The sequence below is a fragment of the Nocardioides islandensis genome (assembly GCF_015352455.1).
In the GTDB taxonomy this organism is placed as follows: Bacteria; Actinomycetota; Actinomycetes; order Propionibacteriales; family Nocardioidaceae; genus Nocardioides; species Nocardioides islandensis.
This window is the reverse complement of the sequence record NZ_JADKPN010000001.1, coordinates 111,778-138,773: the sequence shown is the minus strand read 5'-3', so window position 1 is coordinate 138,773 and position 26,996 is coordinate 111,778. Positions and strand designations below refer to the sequence as shown.

The 26,996-nt window shown below is 72.0% G+C and carries 25 protein-coding genes; all 25 read left to right on the top strand.

The genetic code is table 11. The features are described 5' to 3' along the window. The first annotated feature begins 36 nt into the window (after window positions 1–36). The 25 genes from ISU07_RS00715 (at window position 37) to ISU07_RS00595 (ending at window position 26,968) form a co-directional block, all read left to right on the top strand. On the top strand, window positions 37–927 hold the full coding sequence (locus tag ISU07_RS00715) for a dihydrodipicolinate synthase family protein (protein WP_194704839.1): 891 nt from the start codon (window positions 37–39) through the stop codon (window positions 925–927). Further along, on the top strand, window positions 924–2,534 hold the full coding sequence (locus ISU07_RS00710; RefSeq protein ID WP_194704838.1) for a GMC family oxidoreductase: 1,611 nt from the start codon (window positions 924–926) through the stop codon (window positions 2,532–2,534). The genes ISU07_RS00715 and ISU07_RS00710 overlap by 4 nt, the downstream gene beginning before the upstream one ends. Further along, window positions 2,531–2,977, top strand: coding sequence for a hypothetical protein (locus ISU07_RS00705; RefSeq protein WP_194704837.1), 447 nt, complete (start codon window positions 2,531–2,533; stop codon window positions 2,975–2,977). The genes ISU07_RS00710 and ISU07_RS00705 overlap by 4 nt, the downstream gene beginning before the upstream one ends. Then, window positions 2,974–4,353: an NAD(P)/FAD-dependent oxidoreductase gene (locus ISU07_RS00700; protein WP_194704836.1), complete on the top strand. Its 1,380-nt coding sequence runs from the start codon at window positions 2,974–2,976 to the stop codon at window positions 4,351–4,353. The genes ISU07_RS00705 and ISU07_RS00700 overlap by 4 nt, the downstream gene beginning before the upstream one ends. An 83-nt stretch (window positions 4,354–4,436) precedes the next feature. Continuing rightward, window positions 4,437–5,456 (top strand): ABC transporter permease, encoded by a 1,020-nt coding sequence (locus ISU07_RS00695; RefSeq protein WP_194704835.1) that lies wholly within the window; start codon window positions 4,437–4,439, stop codon window positions 5,454–5,456. After that, window positions 5,453–6,376: an ABC transporter permease gene (locus ISU07_RS00690; protein WP_194704834.1), complete on the top strand. Its 924-nt coding sequence runs from the start codon at window positions 5,453–5,455 to the stop codon at window positions 6,374–6,376. Before ISU07_RS00695 ends, ISU07_RS00690 begins: the two co-directional genes overlap by 4 nt. Continuing rightward, window positions 6,373–8,187, top strand: coding sequence for an ABC transporter ATP-binding protein (locus ISU07_RS00685; protein WP_323742344.1), 1,815 nt, complete (start codon window positions 6,373–6,375; stop codon window positions 8,185–8,187). The genes ISU07_RS00690 and ISU07_RS00685 overlap by 4 nt, the downstream gene beginning before the upstream one ends. A 103-nt stretch (window positions 8,188–8,290) precedes the next feature. After that, complete coding sequence (locus ISU07_RS00680; RefSeq protein WP_194704833.1) at window positions 8,291–9,901, top strand: ABC transporter substrate-binding protein; 1,611 nt, start codon at window positions 8,291–8,293, stop codon at window positions 9,899–9,901. Next, window positions 9,898–11,292 (top strand): FAD-dependent oxidoreductase, encoded by a 1,395-nt coding sequence (locus tag ISU07_RS00675; RefSeq protein WP_194704832.1) that lies wholly within the window; start codon window positions 9,898–9,900, stop codon window positions 11,290–11,292. Before ISU07_RS00680 ends, ISU07_RS00675 begins: the two co-directional genes overlap by 4 nt. A 112-nt stretch (window positions 11,293–11,404) precedes the next feature. Further along, window positions 11,405–12,010, top strand: coding sequence for a GntR family transcriptional regulator (locus tag ISU07_RS00670; protein ID WP_323742343.1), 606 nt, complete (start codon window positions 11,405–11,407; stop codon window positions 12,008–12,010). An 83-nt stretch (window positions 12,011–12,093) separates the two neighbouring features. Continuing rightward, on the top strand, window positions 12,094–13,221 hold the full coding sequence (locus ISU07_RS00665; RefSeq protein WP_194704830.1) for a mandelate racemase/muconate lactonizing enzyme family protein: 1,128 nt from the start codon (window positions 12,094–12,096) through the stop codon (window positions 13,219–13,221). Between the two features lie 29 nt (window positions 13,222–13,250). Beyond that, window positions 13,251–14,687: an aldehyde dehydrogenase family protein gene (locus ISU07_RS00660; protein WP_194704829.1), complete on the top strand. Its 1,437-nt coding sequence runs from the start codon at window positions 13,251–13,253 to the stop codon at window positions 14,685–14,687. A gap of 38 nt (window positions 14,688–14,725) precedes the next feature. After that, window positions 14,726–15,622, top strand: coding sequence for a dihydrodipicolinate synthase family protein (locus ISU07_RS00655; protein ID WP_194704828.1), 897 nt, complete (start codon window positions 14,726–14,728; stop codon window positions 15,620–15,622). A gap of 6 nt (window positions 15,623–15,628) precedes the next feature. Beyond that, the gene (locus ISU07_RS00650; RefSeq protein ID WP_194704827.1) at window positions 15,629–17,257 is read left to right on the top strand and encodes a GMC family oxidoreductase; all 1,629 of its coding nucleotides are present in this window, start codon (window positions 15,629–15,631) and stop codon (window positions 17,255–17,257) included. Next, window positions 17,254–17,718 carry a hypothetical protein gene (locus ISU07_RS00645; protein ID WP_194704826.1) on the top strand — a complete coding sequence of 155 codons (465 nt, stop codon included), beginning with the start codon at window positions 17,254–17,256 and terminating at the stop codon, window positions 17,716–17,718. The genes ISU07_RS00650 and ISU07_RS00645 overlap by 4 nt, the downstream gene beginning before the upstream one ends. Continuing rightward, entirely contained in the window at window positions 17,706–18,860 is a 1,155-nt protein-coding gene (locus tag ISU07_RS00640) for a YgeY family selenium metabolism-linked hydrolase (protein WP_194704825.1), read from the top strand. Before ISU07_RS00645 ends, ISU07_RS00640 begins: the two co-directional genes overlap by 13 nt. After that, entirely contained in the window at window positions 18,857–19,963 is a 1,107-nt protein-coding gene (locus ISU07_RS00635) for a diaminopropionate ammonia-lyase (RefSeq protein WP_194704824.1), read from the top strand. The genes ISU07_RS00640 and ISU07_RS00635 overlap by 4 nt, the downstream gene beginning before the upstream one ends. Continuing rightward, window positions 19,963–20,745 carry an oxidoreductase gene (locus ISU07_RS00630; protein ID WP_194704823.1) on the top strand — a complete coding sequence of 261 codons (783 nt, stop codon included), beginning with the start codon at window positions 19,963–19,965 and terminating at the stop codon, window positions 20,743–20,745. Before ISU07_RS00635 ends, ISU07_RS00630 begins: the two co-directional genes overlap by 1 nt. 10 nt (window positions 20,746–20,755) lie before the next feature. Continuing rightward, window positions 20,756–22,189: an aldehyde dehydrogenase family protein gene (locus tag ISU07_RS00625; protein ID WP_194704822.1), complete on the top strand. Its 1,434-nt coding sequence runs from the start codon at window positions 20,756–20,758 to the stop codon at window positions 22,187–22,189. A 14-nt stretch (window positions 22,190–22,203) separates the two neighbouring features. Beyond that, window positions 22,204–22,989 (top strand): electron transfer flavoprotein subunit beta/FixA family protein, encoded by a 786-nt coding sequence (locus ISU07_RS00620; protein WP_323742342.1) that lies wholly within the window; start codon window positions 22,204–22,206, stop codon window positions 22,987–22,989. Window positions 22,990–23,014: 25 nt separating this feature from the next. Then, window positions 23,015–23,968 (top strand): electron transfer flavoprotein subunit alpha/FixB family protein, encoded by a 954-nt coding sequence (locus ISU07_RS00615; protein WP_194704820.1) that lies wholly within the window; start codon window positions 23,015–23,017, stop codon window positions 23,966–23,968. A 49-nt stretch (window positions 23,969–24,017) separates the two neighbouring features. Further along, window positions 24,018–24,602 carry a TetR/AcrR family transcriptional regulator gene (locus ISU07_RS00610; protein WP_194704819.1) on the top strand — a complete coding sequence of 195 codons (585 nt, stop codon included), beginning with the start codon at window positions 24,018–24,020 and terminating at the stop codon, window positions 24,600–24,602. A gap of 71 nt (window positions 24,603–24,673) precedes the next feature. After that, entirely contained in the window at window positions 24,674–25,522 is an 849-nt protein-coding gene (locus ISU07_RS00605; RefSeq protein ID WP_194704818.1) for an alpha/beta fold hydrolase, read from the top strand. An 18-nt stretch (window positions 25,523–25,540) separates the two neighbouring features. Next, complete coding sequence (locus ISU07_RS00600; protein ID WP_194704817.1) at window positions 25,541–26,791, top strand: glutamate-5-semialdehyde dehydrogenase; 1,251 nt, start codon at window positions 25,541–25,543, stop codon at window positions 26,789–26,791. A 30-nt stretch (window positions 26,792–26,821) separates the two neighbouring features. Further along, a complete protein-coding gene (locus tag ISU07_RS00595; RefSeq protein WP_194704816.1) occupies window positions 26,822–26,968 on the top strand; it encodes a hypothetical protein in 147 nt (48 codons plus the stop codon). Window positions 26,969–26,996: the final 28 nt, after the last annotated feature.

Below are 26,996 nucleotides of genomic sequence, written 5' to 3'. Positions count from 1 at the left end.
TACATACCGCGTCGATCCCGTACCCGAGGAGCACCGATGAGTCGACACGCCTGGCCCCGGGGGCTGGTCACCGCGCTGGTGACCCCGATGAAGGACGAGGGCATCGACGTCGACGCCACCCGGGCGCTCGTGGAGCGCCAGGTCGGGGCGGGCGTCGCCGGCGTGCTCGTGGCCGGAGGCACCGGCGAGCACGGCGTCCTGACGTACGACGAGCGGTCGCTGCTGGTGCACACCGTCGCCGACGTCCTGGACGGTCGGCTGCCGTTCGTCGTGCAGACCGGAGCGCTCGCCACCCGGGACGCCGTACGCCTCAGCCAGGACGCCGAGAAGATCGGCGCGACCGGGGTGCTGCTCCCGGCGCCGTTCGGCGAGGCGGTCAACTGGCGCGAGAAGCGGGCGTTCTACGAGGAGGTGGACGCCGCGGTCTCCGTGCCGATCATGCTCTACAACACGCACGCGGCCGGTGTGATGGACCTGGGACAGGTCCAGCAGCTGGCCGAGCTGCCCAACGTCAGCGCGATCAAGCACAGCTCGAGCGACGCCACCCTCCTCGGCGACCTGGTCGCGTGGTCGCGCACGGCCGACTTCGCCGTCTACACCGGGTGGGACGACCAGCTGGCGCCGGCCGTGCTCGCCGGTGCGCACGGCGCCGTGCTCGGTGCCGGCAACGTGGTGCCCGAGCTGATCGTCGAAGTGCTCGACCTCTGCTACCGCCGCGACGTCGGCGACGACCTCGACGCGGCCTGGGGGCGGCTGCGTCCGTTCCTGCGCTTCATCGGCGAGTCCGAGAACTACGTCGCCGCGGTGAAGCTGGCCACGCGGCTGCGCGGCGTGGACGTCGGCGACGTGCGGGCGCCGTACCTGATGCCGACCGACGAGGAGCGTACGGCGCTCGCCGAGGCGCTGGAGAGGCTGGACGGCCGATGAACGAGTTGTCGACGAGCCGCCTGGACGTCCTCGTCGTGGGCGCCGGCCCCGGCGGCGCCGTCGCGTCGCACACCCTGGCCTCGCGCGGCTTCTCGGTCGTCTGCCTCGAGCAGGGCGACTGGGTGAACCCGGGGGACATGCCCGGCACCAAACCGGAGTTCGAGCTACTGACGCGCGGCCAGTGGTCGGTGTGGCCGAACGAGCGCCAAGGCCGCGCCGACTACCCGTTGAACGTCGACGACGCCGACGCCGACCCGATCATGTTCAACGGCGTGGGCGGCGGCTCGGTCTTCTACGGCGCGCACTGGATGCGGCTGCTGCCGAGCGACTTCCGGGTGCGCAGCGTCGACGGGATCTGCGACGACTGGCCGATCGGCTACGAGGACCTGGCGCCGTACTACGACCAGGTCGACCGGTTCATCGGCGTCTCCGGTCTGGGCGGCGACCCGGCGTACCCCGAGCACGACTACCCGCTGCCCCCGCACCCGATCGGGCCGGGCGGCATCCAGATGGCGCAGGGCATGAACAAGCTCGGCTGGCACTGGTGGCCGGGCGCGAACGCCATCCCGTCGACGGCCTTCAAGAACATGGGGCAGTGCGTCCGCTGGGGACTGTGCGAGCGCGGGTGCCCGGTCGGCGCGAAGGCGTCGTTCGACCTCGCCTACTGGCCGCACGCCACCGCCGCCGGGGCCAAGCTGGTCACCGGCGCCCGCGTCGCCCGCATCACCGTCGACCGCCAGGGCCTGGCCAACGGCGCCGTCTGGATCGACGTCGAGGGCCGCGAGCGCCGGATCGAGGCGAACGCCGTCGTGCTGGCCGGCAACGGCATCGGGACGCCGCGGATCCTGCTGATGTCCGACGACCAGCATCCCGACGGGCTCGCCAACTCCAGCGGCCTGGTCGGCAAGAACCTGATGCTGCACCCGGTCAACAGCGTGCTGGGCACGTACGAGGAGGAGCTGGCGGCCTGGTACGGGCCGGCCGGACAGCTCATCTACTCCCTGGAGTTCGCCGACACCGACGCCTCGCGGGGCTTCCTCCGAGGCGCCAAGTGGGCGCTGATGCCGCCGCTGGGCGTGCTGCACGTCCTCGACCACCTGCAGGAGCACTCCTTCGACGCGAGGTGGGGCAGGCACGTCCACGAGCTCGCGAGCTACACGGGCCGGTCGATGATCTGGTCCGGCGTCATCGACGACCTGCCGGCCGAGTCCAACACCGTCAGCCTCGACCGCGCGGCGACCGACAGCAGTGGTCTGCCGGGCGCGAAGCTGGACTACCGGCGCGACGAGAACGCCGACCGGATGGTCGACTTCATGAACGCGCGCATGGTCGAGGCGCACGAAGCCGCAGGGGCGACCCGCACGCTGACCGCTCCGCTGACCGAGTCCGGCCACCTGCTCGGCACGGCGCGGATGGGCGACGACCCCGCCACCTCCGTCGTCGACGCGTGGGGCCGGGCGCACGACGTACCGAACCTCTTCATCGTGGACGGGAGCGTGATGGTGACCGGAGGCTCGGTGAACCCCACCGCGACCATCGCCGCCATGTCGCTGCGCACGGCGACCCACGTGGCCGAGACCGCGCGCGACCAGCGGGTGCCCGCATGACGCGCCCCAGCACGCTCACGCGGGAGCAGGTCGCCCGGATCCGGGCGGCCGCCGCCGTGCTGCTCCCCGGCCACGCCGAGTCGCCCGCGGCCGACGTGCTTCCCGACTACGACGAGCTGGTTCAGGTGGCGGCCGCCGCCGTGGGCGAGGGCCGGGCCCTGCCCGCGGCGATCGAGGCGCTGCCGGACGAGCCGACCTGGGAGAGCCTGTCGACCCTCGCGGACGCCGACCCCGCGTCGTTCGAGCAGGTCTCGCTCGTCGCCGTCGGCGCGTACTTCATGTCGCCGGCCGTCCTGGCCTCGCTCGGGCTCCCGACGGGGGAGCGGCGGCCGGCCGACCGCGAGCAGGTGGTGGACGAGCTGAGCACGGGCATCCTCGACGCCGTGTACGAGCGCGGCTGCCCGGTCCGCACCCTCGACGACGTGAACGGGGCCACGCGATGAGCGACGGTCGGCGCGACGTGGTGGTCGTCGGCGGCGGCGCCGCCGGCATGGCCGCGGCCTGGCAGCTGCGCGACCGGGACGTGCTGCTGCTGGAGGAGAACGACGTACTCGGCGGCCGACTCAAGTCCCACGCCCGCGGCGACTACTGGCTGAACCTCGGCGGGCACATGTTCCCCGCCGAAGGCGCGCGAGTACGCCGCCTGATCGAGGAGCTGGGCCTCGAGACGGTCGCGATCCCCGGCTCGAAGACCGCGCTGAGCCTGGACGGCAAGGTCTACGACGCCCGTCGGATCGAGAGCTACCCGTTCACGCTCCCCCTCTCGGTGCGCGAGCGGGCCGCCCTGGTGCGAGCCGGGCTGACGGTGCGCTGGAAGGTCATGCAGTACCTCGCCGAGTCACGCCCGAAGCCGGGAGAGTCCGAGACGCAGCGCCGCGCGCGCGTCTCGCGCTTCGAGCGCGACCGCACGTTCCGTGAGCTCCTGGGCCGGCTTCCCGGCAAGGTCGACGCGATCTTCACGACGGCCGCCCGCCGGGCTCCCGGCGAGATGGACGAGCTGAGCGCGGCCGCGGGCCTCCAGCTCTTCGCGGCCAACTGGGCCGCCAAGTCGGGCAGTGGTCCCGTCAACCTGCTGGGCGGGTCGGGTCGGCTCGGCGAGGCTGTACGCCGCCGGCTCGGCGACCGCGTCGTGGTCGGTGCCCGGGTCACCTCGGTCGAGCCGGACGGCGACGGCGCGGTCGTCCACTACGAGACCGCCGACGGGCCTACCAAGGTCGCGGCCCGGCGCGTCGTCGTGGCGACCCCCGCGCCCGTCGCCCGCACCCTCGTCCGGGGCCTGCCGCGCGAGGTCGACCGGTCCCTGGCGTCGGTGAGCTACGGGTCGTTCGTGTCGATGGCCGTGCTGACCACGGAGCAGGGCCCGATGCCGTGGGACGACCTCTACGCGCTGCTCACGCCGGGCCGGTCGTTCAACATGCTCTTCAACCACGCGAACCCCTTGCGGGGCCAGGCCGCGCGCACGAACGGCGGCAGCCTGATGTGCTACGCGGGCGGCGGCCCCGCCGCCGAGCTGCTGCCCCTCGCCGACGCCGAGATCGCGCAGCGCTTCACCCAGGACCTCCTGCGCGTGTACCCGCAGCTCCAGGGCCGCGTCGCAGAGACCGTCGTGCAGCGGTGGCGGTACGGGAACTGCTGGCACGCGCCGCACGGCGACTTCGACGCAGTGCTGCGGCACAACGCTGACCGCGCGAACCCCGTCCAGCTCGCCGGTGACTACTTCGCCGAGGTCAGCGGCACGATCGAGGACGCGACGCGTTCCGGCGCGGAGGCGGCGACTGCCGTCGCGCTGGGCCTGGACCCCGACCTGCAACCGCAGTAGCGACCGACCCGCGGCCCTTGACAGGTGACGCGGGTCACGGAAAGATGATTGTCGACAATCGACCTTGACGGGAGATGCGTGCCGTGACTGCTCAGCTCGAGAGCCCCGCCGCGCCGACGACCGGGGAGCCCGAGCGGATCAGGGCAGCGCACCCGATCCTGTCCCTGCTGCTGAACCGTGCCGGCTGGGGCGTGTTCTCGGTGCTGGTCGTCTCGGTGATCGTCTACGCCTCGACCCTCGTCCTGCCCGGTGACGCCGCCCAGGCGATCCTCGGCCAGCAGGCCACGCCGGAGCGGCTCGAGGTCCTCCGCGAGCAGCTCGGGCTGGACCAGTCGGCGTGGGCCGGGTTCGTCCACTGGTTCACCGGCATCTTCCGCGGCGACTTCGGCACCTCCCTCTCGACCCGGCAGCCGGTGACCGAGCTGCTGGGCCCGAAGCTGCTGAACTCGGCCGCGCTCGTCCTGGTCGCCGCCGTGGTCTCGACGGCGCTCGGTGTCGCGCTCGGCGCCCTCACCGCGTCACGACGCGACGGAGTCCTCGACCACGTCCTCGGCATCGTCGCCCTCGTGGCCAGCGCCATGCCGGAGTACATCGTCGGCGTCTTCGTCGTGCTCTTCCTCGCGGTCGACCTGCACGCGTTCCCCGCGATCTCGGTGCTGGCTCCCGGCCAGCACATCTGGGACGAGCCGTCGAAGATGGTGCTGCCCGTGCTGACGCTCACGATCGTCGTGGTGCCGTACATCCTCCGGATGTGTCGCGGCTCGGTCATCGAGGCCCTCGACAGCGACTACGCCGAGGTCGCCCGGCTCAAGGGCGTCGGCGGCCGGCGGCTGCTCTACCGCCACGCACTGCCCAACGCGCTGGCGCCGACCGTCCAGGTCATCGGGCTCTCCCTCATCTACCTGGCCGGCGGCATCGTCCTGGTCGAGACCGTCTTCCAGTTCCCCGGCCTCGGACTGGCCCTGGTGGACGCGATCACGGCCCGCGACGTGCCGGTCATCCAGGCCCTCGTCCTGCTGTTGTCCACCTGCTACGTGGTGCTCAACATCCTGGCCGACGTCGCCGTCCTGCTGGTCACGCCCCGAAGGAGGCTCCCCCGATGACGACCGAGGCGGTCGACGCCGGGCGCAGGGGCAATCGTCGCGAGCGCGGCGCCATCCGCCGCGCGCTGCGCGGAGCGCTCCGGTCGTGGCGCGGCCGCATCGGGCTGGTCATGGCGCTCGCCGTGCTGGCGCTCGCCTTCCTCGGACCGCTCGTGGCCCCGCACGCGGCCACGGACTTCGTGGCGCTCCCGTCCAGCCCGCGCGGCCCAGGCTACCCGCTCGGCTCCGACGGCCTGGGGCAGGACGTCCTCTCACGGGTGCTGCTCGGGGGCCGGAAGCTGCTGCTCCTCGCGGTCCTCTCGACCGGCCTCGCCCTCGTCCTCGGCACGCTCATCGGCGTCACCGCCGCCTACCGGCGCGGCTGGGCCGAGACGGCGCTGATGCGCGGCGTCGACGTGCTGCTCGCCTTCCCGCAGCTGGTGTTCGTGCTCCTCGTGGTCAGCGTGCTCGGCACGCCGACCTGGCTGCTCGTCCTCACGGTGGCCATTGCCCAGGCACCCCAGATCGCCCGGGTCGTGCACGCCGGCGCCCAGGACATCTGCGAGCGCGACTTCGTCCAGGCCGTCGCGCTGTGGGGCGTGCCCCCGCGCCAGGTCATCGCCCGCCACGTGCTGCCCAGCCTGAGCACCCCGCTGGCCGTGGAGGCCGGCCTGCGGCTGGGCTTCTCCATCGTCATCATCTCGGGCCTGAACTTCCTGGGCTTCGGCGTCCAGCCCGGCACCCCGTCCTGGGGCGTGATGATCAACGAGAACCGGCTCGGCATGGCGAGCAACCCCTGGGGCGTGGTGGCCCCGGCACTGGTGCTGGCGATCCTGGCCATCGGCACCAACCTCTTCACCGACGCCTTCGCCCGGGCGGCCTTCGGCGAGGACCGCGCGGACGACACCGTCATCGGCTCCGGCATGGGAGCCACCCCGTGAGCACGCTCGGCGCGGTCGCCCCGGCGACGACGGGACTGCGGGTCAGCGGCCTGACCGTGGTCGGCAAGTCGCGTCGTACGCCGATCGTCGAGGACGTCGCCTTCGAGCTGCGTCCCGGCCAGGTGCTGGGCATGGTCGGCGAGTCCGGCTCCGGGAAGTCGACCGTCGCGGTCGCCCTGCTCGGTCTGGCCCGGCGAGGTCTGCAGATCGCCGCCGGTGAGGTGCGGATCGACGAGCGCGACGTCCTGGCGCTCCCGCCCGGGCAGCTGCGGGAGGCCCGGGGCTCGCTGATCAGCTACGTGCCCCAGGACCCCGGTGCCGGCCTGAACCCCGGTCACCGGGTCGGGTGGCAGCTGCGCGAGGCCCTCACCGTGCACCGGGGCGTCCTGCCGGCCGGACAGTCGGTCGACGACCGCGTGCTCGAGGTGCTCGCCGAGGTCGGTCTGCCGGCCGACCCCGAGCTCCTGGGGCGCTACCCGCACCAGCTGTCGGGCGGGCAGCAGCAGCGGGTCGCGATCGCGATGGCCTTCGCCGCCCGCCCGCGCGTCATCGTGCTCGACGAACCCACCACCGGGCTCGACGTCACGACCCAGCGCCGGGTGCTCGACACGGTGCGCGAGCTGACCGCGCGCCACCAGGTGATGTCGGTCTACATCAGCCACGACCTGGCCGTGGTCGCCCAGATCGCCGACCGCGTCGCCGTCATGTACGCCGGCCGGCTCGCCGAGATCGGCCCCGCCGCGCAGCTGTTCGCCGACCCGCGGCACCCCTACACCGCGGGCCTGATCGCCGCGGCCCCGTCCGCCGTCCGGGCCACCACCCTCGAGGGCATCGAGGGCCGGCCGCCGCGCCCCGGCGCCTGGCCCGCCGGGTGCGGCTTCGCCGACCGGTGCCACCGCGTGCAGCCCGACTGCCGCGCGACGCTCCCCGAGCTGGTGACGGTCGGCGCCGGCCAGGAGGCGCGCTGCTTCCACCCGGTCGAGCGGGGCACGTTCAAGATCGCGGACCGCCCGGCCGCGCCGCAGGTACCGGACCGCGGGACGGTGCTCGAAGTCAGGAACCTGGTCGCGCACTACGGCGCGCGCGAGGTCCTGCACGAGGTCGACATCGACCTGCGGGCCGGGCGCTGCACCGCCGTGGTCGGCGAGTCCGGCTCAGGGAAGACCACCCTGGCCCGGTGCCTGGTCGGACTCCACGACCGGTGGCACGGATCCGTCACCTTCGAGGACGTCGCCATCGGCCCCAGGCCCAAGGACCGGTCCACCGAGCTGCGGCGCCAGATCCAGTACGTCTTCCAGAACCCCTACGCCTCCCTGAACCCGCGCATGTCGGTCGGCCAGAACATCGAGGAGCCCCTGCGGCACTTCACCAGGCTCGACCGTCGGGCCCGCCGCGACCGCGTCGAGAGCGTCCTCTCCGAGGTGGCCCTGAGTACGGCGTACGCCGACCGGATGCCGGACCAGCTCTCGGGTGGTGAGCGTCAGCGCGTGGCCGTCGGCCGGGCGCTGACGGTCGAGCCGGAGGTCCTGGTGTGCGACGAGATCACCTCGGCCCTGGACGTCTCGGTGCAGGCCCTGCTCGTCGAGCAGCTGCGCCGGCTGCAGCACGAGCGCGGCCTGTCCCTGCTGTTCATCACCCACAACCTCGCCGTCGTGCGCAGCCTCGCCCAGGACGTCGTCGTGCTCGAGGGCGGCCGGGTCGTCGAGCACGGGCCGGTCGAGACCGTCCTGAGCGACCCCTCGCACAGCTACACCCAGAAGCTCCTCGCCGACCTGCCCGATCTCGGACGCACCGAAGCCGTCGCCAGCTAGCCGCCCCGCCCGAACCACCCGCACCTGTTGCCAGCACCATCCCGCCCGCGCGGCTCGGCGTCCGGGAGACCGCCCTCAACCCGCTGAAGAACACGAGGACACCATGAAGATCGCACCACCGAACCCGTTGAACATGGCTGGAGCCGTCGACCTGAACCGTCGCAAGTTCCTCCAGATCACCTCTCTCGGCCTCGCAGTGGTGACGACCGGAGGCCTGCTGACGGCCTGTGGCTCCGACGGCAGCTCCTCCTCCCCGAGCTCGGGCGGCGCTTCGGGGGCGCCGAAGAAGGGAGGCACGCTCCGCGTCGGCAGCACCGGCGGCGGCACCACCGACACCCTCGACCCGCAGGCGTGGGCGACCCTGCCGGACCAGCTGCGGGTCCAGCAGCTCTACGACCCGCTGGTGTGGATGGCCGCCGACGGCACGCCGACCATGGTGCTCGCCAAGGAGATCACCCCGAACGCCGACGGCACCGAGTGGACGATCACCATCCAGTCCGGGGTGACCACCCACAACGGCAAGCCCTTCACGGCCGAGGACGTTCTCTTCAGCTTCCAGCGGATCCTCGACAACAAGTACCCCGGAGCCTTCCTCCTGGGACCGATCGACATGAAGGCCTCGAAGGCCGTCGACGACACGACGGCCAAGGTCGTGTTCAGCAAGCCCTTCGGCATCTTGATGAACAACCTGTCGTTCCCGTACTTCTACATGGTCCCGCGCGGCTTCGACCCCGCGAAGCCGGACGGCACCGGACCCTTCAAGTTCAAGAGCTTCACGGCCGGCGAGGAGAGCACCTTCGTCCGCAACGAGAACTACTGGCAGTCCGGGCTCCCGTACCTCGACGAGATCGTGATCCAGAACATCACCGACGAGTCGAGCCAGCTCAGTGCCTTCCAGTCCGGCCAGGTCGACATCGTCAACGCGCTGTCCGCCGGCTCGGTCGCCGCCCTCAAGAGCGGCGGCTACAACGTGAAGATCAACGAGTCCGGCAACTGGGTGCCGTTCACCATGAACTGCCAGGCGGAGCCGTTCTCCGACGTCCGGGTCCGGCAGGCGTTCCGTCTCATCCCGAACCGCCAGCAGATGCTCGACCAGGTCTTCGGCGGCTACGGGAAGGTCGGCAACGACGTCTTCAGCCCGTACGACGCCGGATTCCCCAGCGACCTGCCGCAGCGCGAGCAGGACCTCGACCAGGCCAAGTCGCTGCTCAAGGCCGCGGGGTACTCCGACCTCAGCATCAAGCTGACCACGGCGCCGGCGGCCGCCGGCGAGGTCAACATGGCGCAGGTCTTCGCGACCGCGGCCAAGGGCGCCGGCATCAACGTCCAGGTCGACGAGCACGACGTGGGCACCTTCTACAGCAACTACTACCTGAAGGTCCCGTTCGGCACCGACTACGGCACCAACCAGAGCTTCCTGGCCAACGCCTCGCAGCTGATGATCGGCGACAACTCCTTCTACAACGCCAACCACTTCGACGACCCCGAGTACACCCAGCTCTACGACCAGGCGGTCACGAGCGTCGACGACACCGAGCGCAACCGCATCATCGGGGAGATGGCGCACATCGACTACGAGCGCGGCGGGTACATCGTGCCGGTGTTCTCGCCGACCATCGAGGCCTACACGCCCAAGGTCGGCGGCATCTCCGACTACATCACCGGGGTCAGCCCCAACAACGCCGACTTCAAGAACATGTGGCTGGCCTCTTGAACCTGACCGGCACCCGCCAGGTGGACGTCGTCGTGGTCGGTGGGGGACCGACCGGCCTCGCGGCGGCGTCCGCTCTGGCCGACGTACCCGGGCTCGACCTCCTCCTGCTCGAGGAGCGGGGGCGTCTCGGCGGTCGTCTGCACTCCGCCGACCGGGGCGAGGTGTGGCTGAACTTCGGCGCGCACGTCTTCCCGGGAGGCTGCACGGCCCTGTCGCGGCTGGCCTCCGACGTGGGCCTCGAGATGGTCGCGGTCCCGGGGGTGAGGTCCGCGCTGTGGTTCGACGGGACCCTGCACCGGCCGCGACGCGTCGAGGCCTACCCCTTCGTCCTCCCGCTGTCGGCGCGCGAGCGCCTCGACCTGGTGCGCCTCGGGCTCAGGACCCGGCTCGGCGTCGAGCGGCAACGTCGCTCCCGTCGGCGCGCGCGGTCGCGCCGTACCTTCCGCGACTCGCTGGGCCAGGCGGCGCCGCGCGTCGTCCAGATCTTCGAGACCGCGGCGCGCCGGTCGGCCGGCGAGGCCGGGCGGCTGACCGAGGACGGAGCGCTGGCCATGTTCGGCGCGCTCTGGGCCTCGGGCGGCAGGTCCGGTGCCAACCTCGCCGGCGGCTCCGGCCGCCTCGGCGAGGCCTACCTGCGCCGTCTCGGCGACCACGCGGTGACGGGAGCGGAGGTCATCGCCGTCACCGAGCACGACGACCACGTGCTCGTCGGCTACCGCACGGGCGACGGCGACACGCACGAGGTTCGCGCCGGTCACGTCGTGATGGCGATCCCGGCGCCGCGCGTCACGACGGTCGTCACGGGACTGCCGGCCGACGTCGGCGCCGACCTGGCGAGCGTCGAGTACGGCGCGTTCGTGTGTCTGTCGATCCTCACCACGAGTCTCCCGCCGCAGCCCTGGGACGACGTCTACGCCATCGCCGCCCCGGGCGCGGCGTTCGACATGCTCTTCCACCACTCCAACCCGGTCGTCCAGGGCGCCGGCCGGCAGCCCGCTCCACGCAGCCTGATGTGCTACGTCGGGGGAGACCGCGCCGCCGCACTGCTGGACGTCGACGACCAGGAGATCGAGCGCCAGCTCCTCGACGAGGTCGTCGCCGTGCTGCCGGAGGTCGGCGAGGCCATCGCGGAGACCCACGTCCACAAGTGGCGCGAGGGCAACTGCTACCCGACCGCCACGACGTCGGTCGCGCACCTGGAACAGTGGAACGAGCGGTCCGGCGGCCGGGTGGTCCTCGCGGGCGACTACCTGGCGCCGTACGGCGGCTCGGCCGAGGCGGCAGCGCAGTCCGGGGACGCCGCGGCTCGATTGCTTCGCCTCGCAGGTCCGCAGCATCATCTGGCAGGCAGCCGGCCTGGCAGCGACGAACGGGTGGGAGACCATGACTGACACCGAAGCGGTCGGCACCTCTCGGGCAGACCAGGCCCGTGACCAATCCCGTGACCAATCCCGTGAGCAGTCCCGACTCGGGCCCCTGGACCAACGCACGACGCCCGACGGCGTGCATCGCGTCCTGCGCGAGGCCATCCTCAACGGCACGTTCGCCCCCGGCTCCCAGCTGCGTGAGGCCCACATCGCCGCCGACCTCGGCATCAGCCGGGCGCCCCTGCGCGAGGCCTTCTCCCGGCTGGAGGAGGAGGGTCTGGTCGAGCGGGTGGCCTTCCGCGGCGCGTTCGTGTCCCAGGTCAGCCCGCGCACGATCGAGGAGATCGCGGTGCTGCGCTACCTCGTGGAGCCGTACGCCGCGGAGCAGACCGCGGCCGGTCTCGGTGACCGGCTGCCCCGACTGGTGCAGGAGCGGGTGCAGGCACTGCGCAAGGCCGCCAACCGCGGCGACATGGCGGCCTCGATCGACGCCCACCTGGCCTTCCACCGGTTCTTCTACGAGCACTCCGGCAACGCACTGCTCGCGGAGCAGTGGCAGGGCTGGGAGACGCGCTTGCGGCTGTTCCTCTCGGTGGACCACCGCTCCTACGACGACCTCGAGGAGCTGGCGGCCGCGCACGAGCACCTGGCCAGCCTCATCGAGGAGGGCCACATGGAGCGCTTCCGCAGCGAGCTGGCCCACCACGTCCACAAGGCGCCCGGCGCCGCCCTCGAGGACTGAGCCGCCGTGGCGCTCACCGGGCGGACCAACCTCTTGCCAAATAGTCGATTGTCGACAATCATGGCCGGTATGGGAGGAACACCGTGAAGGTCCGCGAGCTGACCTGCTTCGCCGTCGACATCCCGACGCAGCACGACACCTACGTGATGTCGCACGACCGTGTCCTCACGGCCTTCCCCACCACGATCGTCAAGGTGACCGCCGAGGACGGCACGGTCGGCTGGGGCGAGGCGTGCACCCTGGGCAGCAACTACCTCGACGGCTTCCCGGCCTCGGCCCAGGCCACCGTCAAGCTGCTCGCGGATTGGGTCCTCGCGTGCGACGTCTTCGAGGCCAACGTCCTGGTCGACGGCATGGACGACCGCGTCATCGGCAACCTGACCGGCAAGGCTGCCATCGACATCGCGCTCTGGGACCTGCGCGGCAAGCTCCTCGGCCGGCCCGTCGCCCAGCTCCTCGGCGGCGTGAAGTCGCGCAGCATGCCGGGCTTCAAGGCCATCAGCCTGGGCTCGGCAGACGAGATGGTCGCCGAGGTCGAGGAGGCCAGCGAGCGCGGCTACCGCGCCTGGCAGCTCAAGCTGGGCGACGACCCGGTCGCCGACGCGGCGCGCGTGCGAGCGGTCGCGGCCGCGATCCCGGCCGACTCGACGTTCATGACCAGTGACGCCAACAAGGGCTGGACCGTCGCGCAGACCCTGCGCTTCGCGGCCGGGATCGACGGGGTCGACACCTACCTCGAGCAGCCGGTCCCCACGATCGCCGAGCTGCGCCGCATCCGCTCGGTGCTGGCTCGTCCGTTGATGGCCGACGAGTCGCTGCGCACGGAGGCCGACTGCCTCGAGCTCATTGGCGCGGGGTGCGCCGATGCCATCAACCTCAAGGTGGCCCGCGTCGGCGGTCTCACCAAGGCGGCGCGCATCCGCGACCTCGCCCACGCCGCGGGCTGGATGGTGCTGGCCGACGAGCCGCAGGGAGCGGACCTCGCCACCGCGGCCCTCACGCAGTTCGCCGCCACGGTCGACCCGAACCACCTGCTCGCCACCGCCTACTTCATGGGCGAGGACATGAAGATCTCCTACCGGCCGGAGGGTGACACCAGCGGCCCTCGGCTGGTCGAGGGACGCGTCGAGTACGTCGAAGCGCCCGGCCTCGGCATCGAGATCGACGAAGCGGCCCTCGGCGACCCGCTCTTCACCATCGCTCGCCCCTGAGCACCCCCTTCGACCCCGAGGAACGCCCCATGGAACTGCTCGAGAACTTCATCGACGGCAAAGCCGTCGCGCCGCTCAGCGGCGACTACACCGACATCGTCGACCCGTCGACGGGCCGGGCCTACGTGAAGGCGCCGCTGTCCGGTCAGGCGGACGTGGACGCCGCCTTCGACGCCGCCGCCCGCGCCTTCGCGGTCTGGCGCCGCACCACGCCGGGCGAGCGCAGCCTGCTGCTGTTCCGGGTGGCCGACGCGTTGGCCGCGCGTGCGGAGGAGTTCGTGGAGGCGGAGTGCCGCAACACCGGCAAGCCGGTCGCCTTCGTCCGCGACGCCGAGTTCCCCGGCACGGTCGAGTACCTCAGGTTCTACGCGGCCGCGGCCCGCGACCTGCGCGGCCTGGCCGGCGGCTCGTACCTGGCCGGCTTCGAGTCGACGGTGCGCCGCGAGCCCGTGGGCGTGTGCGGCCTGGTGTCGCCGTGGAACTACCCGCTCGCCATGGCGGTCTGGAAGCTCGGCCCGGCCATCGCGGCCGGCAACACCGTGGTCCTCAAGCCCTCGGACACGACCCCCGTGACGTCGCTGCTCGCGGCCCAGGTCATCGGCGAGGTCCTGCCGCCCGGCGTCCTCAACGTCATCGCCGGCACCCGCGAGACCGGGCGGCTGATGGTGGCGCACCCGACGCCGCAGCTGATCTCGGTGACCGGCAGCGAGCGGGCCGGCATCGAGGTCTCCGCGTCCGCGGCCGACGACCTCAAGCGGGTCAGCCTCGAGCTCGGCGGCAAGGCGCCCGTCCTCGTGTTCGGGGACGTCGACGTCGAGGCGACGGCGGCCAGCATCGCCGGCGCGGGCTTCCTCAACGCCGGCCAGGACTGCGAGGCGGCGTGCCGGGTGCTGGTGGCCGCGGAGATCCACGACGAGTTCGTCGAGGCGCTGGTCCGCGCGGCCGAGGCCACGTCGTACGGCCCGCCGAGCGACACCGACGCGACGTACGGCCCGCTCAACAGTGCCGAGCACCTTGCGAAGGTGGAGAGCTTCTTCGCCGACCTCCCCGAGCACGCCACCGTGCGCACGGGCGGTCGGGCCGACCGGGCCGGGGGCGGCTACTTCTTCCAACCCACGGTCGTCACAGGTGTGCGGCAGCGCGACCGGATCGTGCAGGAGGAGGTCTTCGGGCCGGTCATCACCGTCCAGCCGTTCGGCAGCGAGGAGGAGGCCGTCGCCCTCGCGAACGACGTGCGCTTCGGGCTGGCCGCGGGGCTCTGGACCAGCAACCACGACCGCGTGCTCCGGGTCAGTGCCGACCTGGACTTCGGGAAGGTCTGGGTGAACTGCCACCTCGAGGTCGCGGTCGAGATGCCCAACACCGGCTACAAGCACTCCGGCCACGGCAACGACCTCTCGGTGCTCGCCATCGAGGAGTACACGCGGGTCAAGCATGTGATGAGTGCCGTCAGCCCCGCGTCCTGAACAGCGTCCTGAACCCGTCCGAGAACCTTGGAGACCCCATGCCGCACCACACCGCGTTCGCCGGCGTCCTCGCCGCCGTCGCCACCCCCTTCGACACGGCCGGCGAGATCGACCAGCCCCGGCTGCGCACGCTGGTCGACGACCTGGTCGCCGACGGCGTCACCGGCCTGGTGCCGGTCGGCTCCACCGGCGAGTTCGCCTCGCTCACCCACGACGAGCGACGCCTGGTCGTCGAGGTCGTCGTCGACCAGGCAGCGGACCGCGTGCCCGTCGTGGCGCACACCGGGGCGATGACCGCCAAGGAGGCGGCCGCGCTCTCCCAGCACGCGGAGCAGGTCGGCGCGTCCGGACTCCTGCTCCTGCCGCCGTACAAGGACCGCCTCACGATCGAGGAGACCACGACCTACTACCGGTCGGTCGCCGACCAGACCGAGCTCCCGGTCGTGGTCTACAACCTCCCGCTCGCCACCGGCGTGAACCTCACGCCCGAGGACGTCGTCGCGATGGCCGAGGGCAGCCCCACCATCTGCTACGTCAAGGACACCAGCGGGGACTGGCACCAGCTGACCCGCTCCATCCACGACTACGCGGACGTCTACGGCACGCTCGTCGGCTGGGACTCCATGTACCTCGCCGCCCTCGTCGAGGGTGCGGTCGGCTGCATCCTCGGCGTCACCAACGTGACCGCGAAGCCGTTCGTCGCCGTGCACGATGCGGTCCGCGCCGGGGACATCGCCACGGCCCGCGCGGCGTGGGACCGCATCTACCCCGTGGTCCGCTTCTTGATGAGCGGCGGGTACGTCGGCGGCCTGAAGGGCGCCATGGACGCGTTCGGCAAGTCCGTCGGCGACCCGCGCTCGCCCCTCGCCCCGCTCAGCCCCGAGCGACGCTCCGAGATCGACTCGATCGTCAAGGAGCTCGCCGCCGCCGGCTGACCAGTCATGGATACCCCCACCCAGACCCCCGACGTCGCGGACGTCCTGGTCATCGGAGCCGGCCCCTCGGGCGGCATGGTCGCCCAGGTCCTGAGCCAGGGCGGCCTCGACGTCGTGTGCCTCGAGCAGGGCGACTGGGTGACGTCCTCGGACTTCCCGACCGGCCGGCCCGAGTGGGAGCTGCTGGTCCAGAAGCGCTGGGCCCACCACCCCAGCGAGCGCGACGTCCCGGCCGACTACCCGGTCGAGGTGTCCGAGTCCGACATCTCGCCGGTGATGTACAACGCGGTCGGCGGCTCCAGCCTCTTCTTCGGCGCCCAGTGGCCGCGGCTGCTGCCGTCCGACCTGAAGGTGCGCTCGGTCGACGGCGTCGCGGCGGACTGGCCGCTGTCGTACCCCGAGCTCACCCACCACTACGACGCCGCGGACCGGCTGGTCGGCGTCGCGGGGCTCGGCGGCAACCCGGCGTACCCCGACGGCCTCGACTACCCGCTGCCGCCGCACCCGCTCGGGCCGCTGGGCCTGACGGCGGCCCGAGGACTCAACTCGCTGGGCTGGCACTGGTGGCCCGGCACCGTCGCCATCCCGAGCGCGCGGTTCGGCGAGCTCGCGCAGTGCGAGCGCTGGGGCACCTGCGAGTGGGGCTGTCCGCGGGGGTCGAAGGCGTCGGCCGACCTGGCGTTCTGGGTGCACAACCTGAGGTCCGGCGTCCGCCTGGTCACCGGCGCCCGCGTGCGGGAGGTCGTCGTCGACGCGCAGGGCCGGGCCCGTGGTGCCGCGTGGGTCGACCGCGACGGTGTCGAGCACGAGCAGCGCGCCCGCGCCGTCGTCGTGTGCTGCAACGGCGTGGGTACGGCGCGGCTGCTGCTCGCCTCCACGTCGCCGTTGTTCCCCGACGGCCTGGCCAACTCCTCGGGCCTGGTGGGCAAGAACCTGATGCTGCACCCGAACGCGGCCGTCCTCGGGGTCTACGACGACGAGATGGGCAGCCACCGCGGCCCGCTCGGCGAGGCGCTGGTGTCGTTGGAGTTCTACGAGACCCGGGCCGAGCACGACTTCGTCCGCGGCATGAAGTTCGGCGCCCATCCCTTCCCCGGGGTGCTGAACCAGGTGGAGTTCCACCGCAGCCTGCCGTTCGAGCAGCTGTGGGGTCCGGCGATCCACGACGTGGTGGCCGCGCACTCGCGCAGCTTCTTCTACTCCGGCCAGGTCGACGACCTGCCGGAGGAGTCCAACCAGGTCACCCTGGACCCCGGGCTGACCGACTCCGACGGCATCGCGGCACCCAAGGTCCGCTACCGGGTCAGCGAGAACAGCAGGAAGCAGCTGGCCTTCCTCGTCGACCGCCTCGACGAGGCCCACCGCGCCGCGGGCGCGGTCCGCACCGTGCGCCTGCCGCTCGCGACCGACCAGCCCGGGCACCTGCTCGGCACGGCGCGGATGGGGACCGACCCCGCGACCTCCGTGGTGAACGCCGACGGCCGCGCGCACGACGTACCGAACCTGTACGTCGCGGACGGCAGCGTCTTCGTCACCGGGGGAGCCGTGAACCCCACTGCCACCATCGTCGCGCTCGCCCACCGTCTCGGCGAGCACCTGCTGGCGACCGCCCGGCACCAGGAGGCGGTGGCGTGAACGTCTCCCTGCCGGCTGCGGCGAGAGCCCCCCGTGAGCTCACCGATCGCGAGCGCGCCGTGGCCGCTCGTGTCGCCGATGTGCTCGTCCCGGCTCGCGACACAGCGCCTGCCGCCAGCGCCGAGCCCGGCTTCTGGGACGCGCTGACCGTGGCGCTCGACGCGCGGTCCGACGCCTTCGACGACATCGCGACCGCGCTCGGCGAGCTGTCGGAGCCCGGCGCCGACCAGCTGTGGGACCACCTCCGCTCGCTCGACGAGGCCCGGCCGGCCACCTTCCAGGCCCTCAGCACGGTGATCACCGGCGCCTGGCTGCTCACCCCCGGGGTCCGCGACCGCATCGGCTATCACGGGCAGCAGTCCGACCGGGCGGGTCTCGAGGAGGCCGCCGACGAGATCACCTCGGGGATCCTCGACCCCGTCCTCGCACGCGCGGAGAAGGAGCAGAAGTGGATCCGCTGACCCAGCTGGCCCTCCGGCTGATCGCCACGCCCAGCCTCTCGACCGAGGAGGGCGACTGCGCGGCGCTGGTCGCCGAGGAGCTGCGGCGCCTCGGTCTCACCGTCGACGTCGACGAGATGGGCAACGTGGTCGGCCGGCTCGAGCTCGGGCCAGGTCCGACGGTGATGGTCGACTGCCACCTCGACACCGTGCCGGTCGTCGACGCGAGCGAGTGGACCAGGGCGCCGTACGGCGAGGTCGTCGACGGTCGCCTCTACGGACGCGGCGCCGTCGACATGAAGGGTCCGATGGCCGCGGTGCTCGAGGCGATCGACGCCATCCGCACCACCGACCGCGGCACCCTCGTCTTCGCCGGCACGCTCGCCGAGGAGCTGGTCGAGGGTCCCGCTACCATCGCGGTCGCGGGAGCGGTCCAGCCCGACTACGTCGTCATCTGCGAGCCGTCGCAGCGACGCGTTGCGCGCGGACAGCGGGGTCGCGCCGAGGTCGCCGTCGAGATCCACGGCCTCTCCTCGCACTCCGCGTACCCGAGCGAGGGCGTCAACGCCGCCGAGGTGATGACCGACGTGATCACCGGGCTCCGCGCGCTCCGGCCCATCGTGGACAGCACCCTCGGCGAGGGGATCCTGGTGCTCATCGACCTCAAGTCCGAGCCGTACCCGAGCCTCTCGACGGTGCCCGAACGCTGCCGGGCCACGTTCGACCGCCGCACCCTGGTCGGCGAGTCGCAGGACGACGTCCTCGGGCCGATCCGCGAGGTGGTCGACCGGGTCACCGCTGCGTGGGGCGCCACCGGGACCGTCGAGGTCGTCGCGCACCGGCACACGAACTACTCCGGCACCGTCGTGGAGACCACGAAGTTCGCTCCTGCCTGGCTGTTCTCGCACGACGACCCGGTCGTCGCGCGCGCCGTCGCCGGACTCGGCGAGGCGGGCCTCGACGCCGTCGTCACTCACTACCGCTTCTGCACCAACGGCTCGGCGACCGCCGGCCGCCTCGGCATCCCGACCATCGGCTACGGCCCTGGTCACGAGGACCAGGCGCACAAGGTCGACGAGCACATCGACCTCGACGACCTGCGCCTCGGGGCGCGCGGGTACGTCGCCATCCTGACCGCGCTGCTCGCCGGAGAGGCCCCATGACCACCGAATCGATCGTGTTCGCCAACCCCCACGCGGACCCGGCCCTGGTGCGACCGGGGGCTGCCGACGGCATCCGCGCCTTCCACCGCTCGCTGCCCGACTACGAGCCGACTCCGCTCGTCGACGCGCCCGCACTAGCCCGGCGGCTCGGCGTCGCCTCCGTGCACGTCAAGGACGAGAGCTCGCGGCTGGGGATGCCCTCGTTCAAGATCCTGGGCGCCTCGTGGGCGACGTACCGCACCCTCGTCGACCGGCTGGGGCTCGACGTGGACGACGTGAAGGGCCTGCCTGCCCTCGCCGAGCTGCTCGACGACCACACACTGACCCTGGTGGCCGCCACCGACGGCAACCACGGCCGCGCGGTGGCCCGGATGGCCCGCCTGCTCGGTCAGTCGGCCCACATCCTCGTGCCGCAGGACATGGTCGCCGAACGGATCGAGGCGATCCGCGGAGAGGGCGCGTCGGTCACGGTCGTCGACGGCACCTACGACGAGGCCGTCGCGGCCTCGGCGGCGCTGGCCGACGAGTCGTCGGGGGACCACGTGGTCATCTCCGACACCTCGTGGGAAGGGTACGTCGCCGTGCCCGGCTGGGTGATCGACGGCTACCACACCATCGTCGAGGAGGTCCTCGAGCAGCTCGCGGAGCCGCCCACGGTCGTGGTCACCCAGATGGGCGTGGGCGCCTTCGCCGCCGCGATGATCCGTGGCTTCGTCCCCACCGGCGCACGCATCATCGGGTCCGAGCCGACCAAGGCCGCGTGCGTCCTGGAGAGCATCCGCGCCGGAGAGTGCGTGCAGGTCGACGGCGCCCTCGACTCGATCATGGCGGGGCTCAACTGCGGCACGCCGTCCCCGCTCGCCTGGCCCGACCTCCTCGCCGGACTGGGGCACGTGGCCGCCGTCACCGACGACGACGCCGAGGACGCGATGCGGGCACTGGCGGACGTCGGCGTGGTCTCCGGCGAGAGCGGCGCGGCCGGCCTCGCCGCCCTGCTGGCGCACGGGTCGCAGCTCGGCCTGACCGGCACCGACCGGGTGCTGGTCGTCTCGACAGAGGGTGCGACCGACCGCGCCGCGTATGACCGGATCGTCGGCCGCTGATGGCGCGCGCCCCGCAGCACGACATCCTGTTCGAGCCCGTGCGGCTCGGACCGAAGGTGCTGCGCAACCGCTTCTGGCAGACGCCGCACAGCATCGCCGCGGGCTCCGACCATCCGGGCTTCCAGGCGGCGTACCGGGGTGTGAAGGCGGAGGGCGGCTGGGGAGCGGTGTTCGTCGAGGCGACCGCGGTGTCCGTCGACGCCGACGTAGACCCCCTGACGATCGTGCGGCTCTGGGACGAGGGCGACGTCCGCAACCTCCGACTGACGACCGACGCCATCCACGAGCACGGCTCGCTGGCGGGACTGGAGCTGTTCTACGGCGGTGCTCCCGTCAACAGCGGTGAGGCGCGGCACCCCTACCTCGGCCCGACCCAGACGATCACCGACGCCAACTACCTCAGCTCGGTCGCCGAGATGGGGCGCGACGACGTCGCCGACGTGCAGCAGCTGTACGTCGCCGCCGCGTGCCGCGCCCGGGACGCCGGCTTCGACCTGGTGACCGTCGGCGTCAACCACGCCATCGGCGTGATCGCGAGGTCGCCCAGCCGGAGCGGCTCGCGGCGGTCGGCATCGTCGGCGTGCACCGCATCGGCGACTGCTACGCCCCGAGCTTCATCGCCGAGGCCGTCTACTCCGGGCACCGGCTGGCCCGGGAGATCGACAGCCCCGACCCCAGCCGGCCCCTGCCGTACATCCGTGAGCGCCGGCTGCTCGACAGCACCGAGGCCGACTACGAGCTCGGCAGCCCGACCCTCTCCTACGACTGGCCCATTCCTGTGAGGAGCATCCGATGACGACGTACACCGTCAGCAACCTGATCCACGGCGACCTGAGTCCCGGCGACGGCGACGCCGAGCTCGAGGTGCTGAACCCCTCGCTCGGCGAGACCATCGCGTCGTTCAAGGAGGCGACCGGCGCCCAGGTCGACGACGCCGTGCGGTCGGCCCGCGAGGCGGCCGCCTCGTGGTCCCGGGCCACGCCCGGCGCCCGCGCCGACGCCCTGCACGCTGTCGCCCAGCTCGCCGCCGAGCACTTCGACGAGCTGGCCGAGCTGGAGAGCGTCGACGCCGGCAAGCCGATCACCGCGGTCCGCGACATCGAGCTGCCCGGCATCATCGGCGGCCTTCGGTTCTTCGCCGGTGCCGGACGCTCGAGCACGGCGCTGTCGGCCGGCGAGTACGTCGCCGACAACACGGTCATGGTCCGGCGCGAGCCCGTCGGAGTGGTCGGCGCCATCACGCCCTGGAACTTCCCGCTCCAGCAGGCGGTGTGGAAGATCGGCCCGGCGCTCGCCACCGGCAACACGGTGGTGATCAAGCCGGCCGAGATGACGCCCCTGTCGACCGCTCGCTTCGTCGAGCTCGCCAACGAGGTGCTCCCGCCCGGCGTCCTCAACATCGTGCACGGTCGCGGGCCGAGCGTCGGCGCCGCGTTGGCCGGGCACGCCGGCATCGACCTCGTCTCGTTCACCGGCTCGACCCGAGCCGGCAAGGCGATCGCCGCGAAGGCCGGCGAGGACCTCAAGAGGGTCGTGCTGGAGCTGGGTGGGAACGCCCCGGTGATCGTCTTCGACGACGCCGACCTCGACGTCCTCATCCCGAAGCTCGTGGTCGCGACCCTCTTCAACGCCGGCCAGGAGTGCATGTCCGGCAACCGGATCCTCGTCGACCCCCGACTCCACGACGAGCTCGTCGACCGGCTCGCGAAGGGGATGGCGGAGTGGGTGCCCGGCGACGCCGCCGACCCGGCCACGCAGCTCGGCCCGCTCATCAGCGAGGCCCATCGCGCGCAGGTACAGGCGGCCGTCGACGGCCGCCGCGACGGCACCGAGGTCGTGATCGGTGGCGATGCGCCCGACCGACCCGGCTACTACTTCAACCCGACGCTGCTGACGGGAGTCGCACAGGACGACGACCTGGTACAGCGCGAGGTGTTCGGGCCCGTCGCGACCGTGCAGACCTTCTCCTCGGAGGAGGAGGCGTTCGCGATGGCCAACGACACGGCGTACGGCCTGGCCGGGTCGGCGTGGACCCAGGACAGCGGTCGCGCCATGCGCGCGGGACGTGCCTTGAACTTCGGCAGCGTCTGGATCAACGACTACTTCGTCCTCGGCCCCGAGGTCCCGCAAGGCGGCTTCGGCGCCTCGGGCCATGGCAAGGAGGGCGGCTTGCCCGGGCTGGACGAGCTCACCCGCCTCAAGCAGGTCTCGGTGAGCCTGCGATGAGGATCGTGGTGTGTGTGAAGCATGTGCCGGATGCGACCGCGGACCGGCATTTCGAGTCCGACTACACCGTGGATCGGGTGGGTGTGGACGGGTTGTTGTCGGAGCTGGACGAGTACGCCGTGGAGCAGGCGTTGCGGTTGAAGGAGAAGGCCGAGAGTCCCGAGGACGTGACGGTGACTGCGGTGACCGTGGGTCCGGAGAAGGCTGCGGATGCGGTGCGCAAGGCGTTGCAGATGGGTGCGGATGCGGGCGTGCATGTCTCGGACGAGGCGATCGCGGGTAGTGATGCGATCGCGACGTCGTTGGTGTTGGCCGCGGCGGTGAGGAAGGCCGCTGGTGGTGGGGTGCCGGACCTGGTGATGTGTGGGATGGCCTCGACCGACGGGTCGATGGGGGTGTTGCCGGCGATGTTGGCCGAGCGGTTGGGGGTGCCGCAGGTGACGTTGGCGTCGCAGGTGGAGACCCAGGGTGACCAGGTGCGCATCAAGCGCGACGGGGACACCGCGACGGAGGTGATCGGGGCGCGGATGCCGTTGGTGTTGTCGGTGACCGACCAGTCCGGGGAGGCCCGGTACCCGTCGTTCAAGGGGATCATGGCGGCGAAGAAGAAGCCGATGCAGACCTACTCGCTGGTTGACCTCGACGTGTCTGCGGACCAGGTGGGCCTGAGTGTGGCGTGGTCGGTGGTCGAGGGCACCGAGGCCCGTCCGCCGCGCACGGCCGGGGAGATCGTCAGGGACGAGGACGGGTCGGGCGCGACCGCGCTGACCGAGTTCCTCGCCGCCAAGAAGTTCATCTGAGCCGGGTTGTTGGAGGAGCTGAGTGATGTCTGAGGTTCTCGTGCTGGTCGACCACGCCGAGGGTGTGGTCAAGAAGCCGACCTATGAGCTGTTGACCCTGGCCCGGCGGCTGGGGGAGCCGTCGGCGGTGTTCATCGGCACCGCCGACGCCGCCGGGGCGGTGAAGGACAACCTGGCCAGGTACGGCGCGGAGAAGGTCTACGTGGTCGACGACGCCGACATCAAGGGGTTCCTGGTGGCCCCGAAGGCCGAGGCGTTGGCCCAGCTGGTCGAGAAGACCAGCCCGGCCGCCGTGCTCCTCACGTCCTCCCCCGAGGGCAAGGAGGTCGCGGCCCGGCTGGCCATCAAGACGTCCTCGGGGCTGATCACCGACGCCGTCGACATCGCCGAAGGTGGGATCACGACGCAGTCGGTGTTCGCCGGGAACTACACGGTGACCGCGAAGGTCACCCAGGGCACCCCGGTCATCACCGTCAAGCCGAACGCCGCGACCCCGCAGGAGCACACCGGCGCCGGTGTGGTGGAGGAGTTCGCCGCGACGATCTCCGAGGCGGCGAGGACCGCGCAGATCGTGGCCTCCCAGCCGCGGGAGAAGTCCGGGCGTCCCGAGCTGACCGAGGCCGCCATCGTGGTCTCCGGCGGCCGCGGGACCGGCGGGGAGTTCGCCCCCATCGAGGCCCTGGCCGACGCCCTGGGTGCCGCGGTGGGTGCCTCCCGGGCCGCGGTGGACTCCGGCTGGGTGCCGCACTCCTACCAGGTCGGGCAGACCGGCAAGACCGTCTCCCCCCAGCTGTACGTGGCCGCCGGCATCTCCGGCGCCATCCAGCACCGCGCGGGCATGCAGACCTCCAAGACCATCGTCGCGATCAACAAGGACGACGAGGCCCCCATCTTCGAGCTCGTCGACCTCGGCGTCGTCGGCGACCTCCACACCGTCCTGCCCGCCGCCACCGAGGCCATCCACCACCGCAAGGGCTGATCCTCGCGCCACCCTGGCGCAAATAGCACGACCGTACTATTCTGGCTGCGTGAGCAAGGGCCAGGAGACGAAGGCGTCGATCCTCGACGCCTCGCTGCAGATCGCGTCGCGCGTCGGCTTCGACGCGCTGACGATCGGCCAGCTCGCCGATCGGACCGACATGAGCAAGAGCGGGCTGTTCGCCCACTTCCGCTCCAAGGAGCAGCTCCAGCTCCAGACGCTGGAGTGGGCTCGTGAGCGGTTCACCGACGTCGTGGTCCGGCCGACACTGGCGGCGCCCCGTGGGGAGCCGCGCGTCCGTGCGCTGTTCGAGCGGTGGCTGGACTGGGAGCAGGACGGCCTGTCCGGCGGCTGCGTGTTCGTGGCGGCCTCGATCGAGTACGACGACCAGCCGGGGCCGATGCAGGACGAGCTCGTGCGGCACCAGCGCGACTGGACCGAGTTCATCGCCACGGTCGCCGGCACGGCGGTCTCCGAGGGGCACTTCCGGGCCGACCTCGACACCGAGCAGCTCGCCTTCGCGCTGCAGGGGCTGATGCTCGGCTACCACCACGCGCACCGGCTGCTCCGCGACCCCCGCGCCCTCGAGCGCACCCGCGCCGGGTTCGAGCAGCTCCTCGAGTCCGCGCGCTAGATCCCACCCCACCTCATCCCGAAGGAAGCGTCATGTCAGGTCCGCAGAAAAGCACGATCGTTCGTATCCAGGTGACTGCCCGTCGCAGCCTCTTCCGCCTCGCCGATGTGGTGGCCCCGAGCCTGGCCGGCCGGTTCGCCCGCGACCTCTGGTTCGCCGTACCTCCCCGCATGGCGCCGCTGCCCGTCCCGCCGGGCGGCGAGCCGTTCGAGGTCGTCTCGCTCGGCGCGACCGTCCGCGGCCTGGTGTGGGGCCAGGGCCCTGTCGTCTACCTGGTGCACGGGTGGGGCGGGCGCGGCTCCCAGCTGGCGGCGTACGTCGAGCCGCTGGTCGCCCGCGGGTACCGCGTCGTGATGTTCGACGGTCCCTCGCACGGCGACTCCGACCCGGGGCCCTCCGGCCCGCGCCGTACCCACGGGGTCGAGCTCGGCAAGGCGCTGGACGCGGTCTTCGCGCGGTTCGGGCCGGCCGAGGCCGTCATCGCCCACTCGCTGGGTGCCATCTCGACGTACCTCACCCTCCGCCTCGGCTGGCTCGGCACCCGCCGCCTGGTCCTGATCTCACCGATGGCTGCAGCCGCGCCCCTGTTCGACCAGTTCCAGCGCGCTCTCGGCTTCGGCGAGCGCACCCGGCGCGCGTTCGACCGCGAGGTCGAGCAGTTCGTCGGGGTCCCGCTGGAGGCGTTCGACGCGGTCGTCCAGGCGGCTCACGTCGACCCGGTGCCCACCCTCGTCGTCCACGACCGCGGCGACCGGCAGACCCCCTGGGAGGGCTCGGGCCGGCTGGTGGACTCCCTGGCGGACGGCCGCCTGGTCACGACCGAGGGCCTCGGTCACCGCCGGATCCTCAAGGACCCGAGTGTCGTCCGGCACGTGCTGGACTTCCTCGCGGACGTGGACGCCGGGGAGAGCGCCGCGTAGCCCACCTACCCTGGACCCATGAGCATCCAGCAGGACGTGGCCGAGGCGGCGGGTCGCGCCCGGGCGGCGTCCCGGGTGCTGGCGCTGGCGACCCGCGCCGAGAAGGACGCAGCGCTGACGGCGATCGCGGATGCGCTCACCACCCACGAGTCGGTGATCCTGGCCGCGAACGCCGAGGACGTCGAGCGCGCGGAGGCCGACGGCACCAAGTCCGGGGTCATCGACCGGCTGCGCCTCGACGGCGCGCGGATCCAGGCCATGGCCGACGGGCTCCGCCAGCTGGTCGCGCTGCCCGATCCCGTCGGCGAGGTGGTCCGTGGCGACACGCTGGCCAACGGGCTGGAGCTGCGGCAGCTGCGGGTGCCGTTCGGCGTCGTCGGGATGATCTACGAAGCGCGCCCCAACGTCACCGTCGACGCGGCCGGCATCTGCCTGAAGTCCGGCAACGCCGTGCTGCTGCGCGGCTCGTCCAGCGCCCGCAGCAGCAACACGGCGCTGGTCAACGTCATCCGCGACGCGGTCCTGGTCTTTGGCCTGCCGGCCGACGTCGTGCAACTCGCGCCCGGCGACAGCCACGAGGGCGTGAAGGCCCTGATGCGCGCTCGCGGCCTGGTCGACGTGCTCATCCCGCGCGGGGGAGCGGGGCTGATCCGCTCGGTCGTCGAGGAGTCGACGGTGCCCGTCATCGAGACCGGAGTGGGCAACTGCCACGTCTACGTCGACGCGTCGGCCGACCTGGAGAAGGCGCTGGCCATCGTGCTCAACTCCAAGACCGACCGGACCAGCGTGTGCAACGCCGCGGAGTCGCTGCTCGTGCACGCCGACGTGGCCGACGAGTTCGTGCCGACCGTCGTGGCGGCGCTGCAGGACGCCGGGGTGACGATCCACGGCGACGCCGCGTTCACGGCGTACGACGGCGTGGTGCCCGCCACCGACGAGGACTGGGCGACGGAGTACCTCGACCTCGAGATCAGCGCCGCCGTCGTGCCCGACCTCGACGCCGCCATCGAGCACGTGAGCCGCTGGTCCAGCGGCCACACCGAGGCCATCGTGACCAGCGACCTCGGGTCGGCGCGGAGGTTCGCGGCCGAGGTCGACGCCGCGGCCGTCCTGGTCAACGCGAGCACGCGGTTCACCGACGGCGGCGAGTTCGGGTTCGGCGCGGAGATCGGCATCAGCACCCAGAAGCTGCACGCCCGCGGCCCGATGGGGCTGACCGAGATGACCACGACGAAGTACGTCGTGACCGGCGACGGCCACGTGCGCTGAGCACTCCCGCCTCCCGCTAGAGTTCGGTCCATGATGCTGCGGCAGGCCCCGATGATCACGGTCCAGGAGACCTGGGGCGGGGTGAACCACTGGGTCGTGGGCGCCGGCACGTTGCTGCTGCTCCTGATCGCGGTCGGCATCCTGATCGCCTTCGGCGGCGGGCGAGAGCACAGCTGAGCACGCTCGCCCCGTCCGGCTCCCGGAC

What these genes read in the sequence shown, in the direction of transcription:
- ISU07_RS00690 (WP_194704834.1), top strand. Translation starts at nt 5,453, where the DNA reads ATGACGACCGAGGCGGTCGACGCCGGGCGCAGGGGCAATCGTCGCGAG.
- ISU07_RS00715 (WP_194704839.1), top strand. Translation starts at nt 37, where the DNA reads ATGAGTCGACACGCCTGGCCCCGGGGGCTGGTCACCGCGCTGGTGACC.
- ISU07_RS00650 (WP_194704827.1), top strand. Translation starts at nt 15,629, where the DNA reads ATGGATACCCCCACCCAGACCCCCGACGTCGCGGACGTCCTGGTCATC.
- ISU07_RS00625 (WP_194704822.1), top strand. Translation starts at nt 20,756, where the DNA reads ATGACGACGTACACCGTCAGCAACCTGATCCACGGCGACCTGAGTCCC.
- ISU07_RS00655 (WP_194704828.1), top strand. Translation starts at nt 14,726, where the DNA reads ATGCCGCACCACACCGCGTTCGCCGGCGTCCTCGCCGCCGTCGCCACC.
- ISU07_RS00615 (WP_194704820.1), top strand. Translation starts at nt 23,015, where the DNA reads ATGTCTGAGGTTCTCGTGCTGGTCGACCACGCCGAGGGTGTGGTCAAG.
- ISU07_RS00710 (WP_194704838.1), top strand. Translation starts at nt 924, where the DNA reads ATGAACGAGTTGTCGACGAGCCGCCTGGACGTCCTCGTCGTGGGCGCC.
- ISU07_RS00635 (WP_194704824.1), top strand. Translation starts at nt 18,857, where the DNA reads ATGACCACCGAATCGATCGTGTTCGCCAACCCCCACGCGGACCCGGCC.
- ISU07_RS00595 (WP_194704816.1), top strand. Translation starts at nt 26,822, where the DNA reads ATGATGCTGCGGCAGGCCCCGATGATCACGGTCCAGGAGACCTGGGGC.
- ISU07_RS00660 (WP_194704829.1), top strand. Translation starts at nt 13,251, where the DNA reads ATGGAACTGCTCGAGAACTTCATCGACGGCAAAGCCGTCGCGCCGCTC.
- ISU07_RS00630 (WP_194704823.1), top strand. Translation starts at nt 19,963, where the DNA reads ATGGCGCGCGCCCCGCAGCACGACATCCTGTTCGAGCCCGTGCGGCTC.
- ISU07_RS00705 (WP_194704837.1), top strand. Translation starts at nt 2,531, where the DNA reads ATGACGCGCCCCAGCACGCTCACGCGGGAGCAGGTCGCCCGGATCCGG.
- ISU07_RS00600 (WP_194704817.1), top strand. Translation starts at nt 25,541, where the DNA reads ATGAGCATCCAGCAGGACGTGGCCGAGGCGGCGGGTCGCGCCCGGGCG.
- ISU07_RS00680 (WP_194704833.1), top strand. Translation starts at nt 8,291, where the DNA reads ATGAAGATCGCACCACCGAACCCGTTGAACATGGCTGGAGCCGTCGAC.
- ISU07_RS00700 (WP_194704836.1), top strand. Translation starts at nt 2,974, where the DNA reads ATGAGCGACGGTCGGCGCGACGTGGTGGTCGTCGGCGGCGGCGCCGCC.